Below are 3002 nucleotides of genomic sequence, written 5' to 3'. Positions count from 1 at the left end.
GGAGCTGGTGGATCTGCAGGTTGGTGCCCTTGTCGGGTGGGGCTGGCTGCGCTGTACCAACTTTACTGAGCTTGCCGGTCACGCGGTAGATCAGCCGCCCTGCGCTGTCGTAGTGGTAGCGGCTGCACACAGTGCCATGGCCTTGGCTTTGCGCGCCCATGCCGCTGTCCTGCGCATCGGTCTTCTCGATCAGCTGGCCTGCCGCGTCATACCGGTAGCTTTGGGTGCGGCCGTCGAACCCTGTTTCCTCAACCAGGCGGTCTTGGCTGTCGTAGGCGAAGCGAGTGACCGCATGGTTCTCGTTGATCAGCTCGGTCAGGCGCCCGGCCACGTCGTAGCGCAGGTGCAGGCTCGCGCCCGCCTGGGTCTGTGCGGTGACGCGGCCCCACAGGTCATGGTCGTAGGTGATGGTGGTGGTGGTCTGAACTGACGCGGGGGAGGACCTCGCTGCGGGGTTTGCCAGGGTGCCCAGCGTGATGGCCTGGACTTGTTCGTTGCTGCCCCAGCGGTATTGCACCAGGGTGCCGTCCGCCTGGGTCGTCTGCTGCAGTCGCCCCATGGCATCGCGCTGGTGGCGTGTGCGTTGACCCAGGGCATCGGTCTCTTCGATGAGCTCGCCCCAGGCGTCGTGCTGCCAGCGGCTGGTCTGGCCCGAGCAGTCGGTGTAGCTCGCGAGCTGGCCGATGGCGTTGTAGCTTCGATGAGCTCGCCCCAGGCGTCGTGCTGCCAGCGGCTGGTCTGGCCCGAGCAGTCGGTGTAGCTCGCGAGCTGGCCGATGGCGTTGTAGCCCAGGATCTTGCGCCCGCCCTGGGGGTCTGTGATCACCATGGGCTGGTCTACCCAGGCGCGGGCGTTGCCTGCGGCGGCGTGGGGTGGCCCCGGCAGGTACTCCAGTGCGGTGGTGAGGGCGATGTCGCCCGCGACCACGGTGGTCTGCACGAGGCGTGCCCAGGGGTCGTATTCGTAGTGGGTGTGGATGCCACTGGCGCTCGTGCTGTGCAGCAGCAGGCCGTCGGCGGCGGTGCCGGGCAGGCCCCAGCGCTGCTGGCTGCTGCGGCCGTCGGGCCCTTGCACCCCGAGCAGGTGGCCCTGGCCGTCGTAGCGCCAGTGGGTGGTGCGCCCGAGAGCGTCGGTGGCGGCAATGCGCCGGCCTGCGCTGTCGTACTGGTAGTGTGCTTCGCTGCCGTCCGGGTGCACCTCGCGGGTGATGCGCTTGAGGCCGCCGGTGCCTTCGTGGTGGTAGCGGGTCACGCGCTGCAGGCTGTCGCGCACGGTGGTGCAGCTGGCGGCCCGCGGGTCCTGGGGGTGGGCGTCTTCGTAGTCGAAGTAGTAGCTCAGGCCTTCTTCGTTGTGGTGTTCGGCCACGCGGGCGCCGGGGCGCGGCGGTGGGTTGCCGARGTTTGCACTGGAGCGCTGGCCTTCGACCTGATCTTCGTAGACGTAGGTGTGCTCGGGGCCGCTGCCCACGCGGTGGGAGATCATGCGGTGGGCGCTGTCGTAGGTGAACTGGCGGATGCGCCGGCCGTCGCGGGCGTGCACGGCGATGAGATCGCCCAGGGGGCTGTAGTGGTAGCGCACCAGGGGGATGGGGTCGTGCCGCTGTGTGCCCGCACCGTAGCCTGAGCCTGAGCCAGAACCCGCATGCTCGGGGTCGTGCGGGTTGTAGGTGCAGTCCACGCCCACAAGGCGTAGGCCGCTGTCGGGGTTCAGGCCCGGCAGGGTTTGCGGCGGTGCTGTGGCGGTTGCTGCGTCTGCGGCGCCGCTGGGTCGGTTGTACAGGAGTGCATAGCGCCGGCCCGCCCCGTCGGTGATGCCTTGCAGGCGTCCGTGCTCGTCGTGCTGGTAGTGCTGGCTGCGCCCGTAGGCGTCGATGAGGCCGATGAGCCGGCACGGGCCATGGCCTTGCACCTTGAAGAGCCAGACGGTGCGCCCGCCCTGGGTGGCCGCCAGCAGGTAGTTGGGGTCGGCCTTGGCGGCAGCGGGCACATGGGCCCAGCGCTGTTGCCGGTGCCAGGGCAGGAGCTCTTCTGCGGTGTTGGGGTAAGGGTTGGCGCCGGTAGTGGGAACGGGAGGATTCTCGGTATTACCAGCCAGGGCAGACAAGGCCTGCGCCACCCCCATGCCGCCTCCGCGCATCAGCAGCAGGCCTTCGCTGTCGCTGTGCAGCGTCTGCCCAGGCTCCAGGGCTTCGTCGAACGTGATGACCCGCCCGCCCGCATCGCGCAGCAGGGTCTGTGTGGCTTGGAGCTCGATGCTCAGCTCGTGCGGCAGCTTCCAGCCGTAGCCCAGCAGCCCGCAGTCGCCGCCGTGCTCTGCGTTGACGTAGCTGCTGTACTGGCGCTGCCACACCAGCGGCATGGGGCCGGGCAGGGCAAAGTCGTAGCCCAGCAGCCCGCAGTCGCCGCCGTGCTCTGCGTTGACGTAGCTGCTGTACTGGCGCTGCCACACCAGCGGCATGGGGCCGGGCAGGGCAAAGTCCAGGTCTTCTGCGCCCACCAGCACCTTGGCGCCCAGCGTGGGGTTGACGGGGCTGCCGATGGCCTTGCCGCCCGGGCAAGTAGAGCAGGCGATGCCCCCTTGCGAGCCGATCAGCACGGTCAGCGATCCCTGCGTGATCGGCCCTCCGTGCTTTGTCAGATCTCCCAGCCTTGCTGCCGGCTTGCCCATGGTGATTCCCTCTTCTCTTTATTTATGAATGAATGAATGTGTTTTTTTGGCGCACCGCGCTGTGCGTGCGCACCCGTTTGCCGCCATGCTTGTGCAGCAAACAAAGGGTGCGCCAGCACAGCGCAATTCAAATCAGCTCAGCAATTGAGCTTGTCGAGCGGTGACAGCACTTCGATCTGGCCTGGCGTGAGCTTGATGGTGCTGCTGCCGCAGGTGAGCAAGATCTCGTCCTTGGCGTTGAGGTGGATCTTTTTGGACTCCAGGAAGATCTGGGTCGCATCGTCCTTGGCGTTGAGGTGGATCTTTTTGGACTCCAGGAAGATCTGGGTCGCATC

Annotated in this window: 3 protein-coding genes; all 3 read right to left on the bottom strand. The window is 67.3% G+C overall.

The window, feature by feature from the left end; translation table 11 throughout:
• Positions 1–331: RHS repeat domain-containing protein (locus ASG27_RS27155; RefSeq protein ID WP_162244551.1), on the bottom strand; the 331-nt coding region annotated here is incomplete at its 3' end.
• Complete coding sequence (locus tag ASG27_RS11780) at positions 316–2667, bottom strand: DUF6531 domain-containing protein (RefSeq protein WP_056434611.1); 2352 nt, start codon at positions 2665–2667, stop codon at positions 316–318. The genes ASG27_RS11780 and ASG27_RS27155, both read right to left, overlap by 16 nt.
• Positions 2668–2804: 137 nt before the next feature.
• On the bottom strand, positions 2805–3002 hold a 198-nt coding region (locus tag ASG27_RS11775; protein ID WP_156388137.1), incomplete at its 5' end, for a DUF2345 domain-containing protein.

Origin of the sequence: Acidovorax sp. Leaf191, assembly GCF_001424425.1 — a bacterium.
In the GTDB taxonomy this organism is placed as follows: Bacteria; Pseudomonadota; Gammaproteobacteria; order Burkholderiales; family Burkholderiaceae_C; genus Acidovorax.
This window is presented reverse-complemented; position numbering and strand designations above follow the sequence as displayed.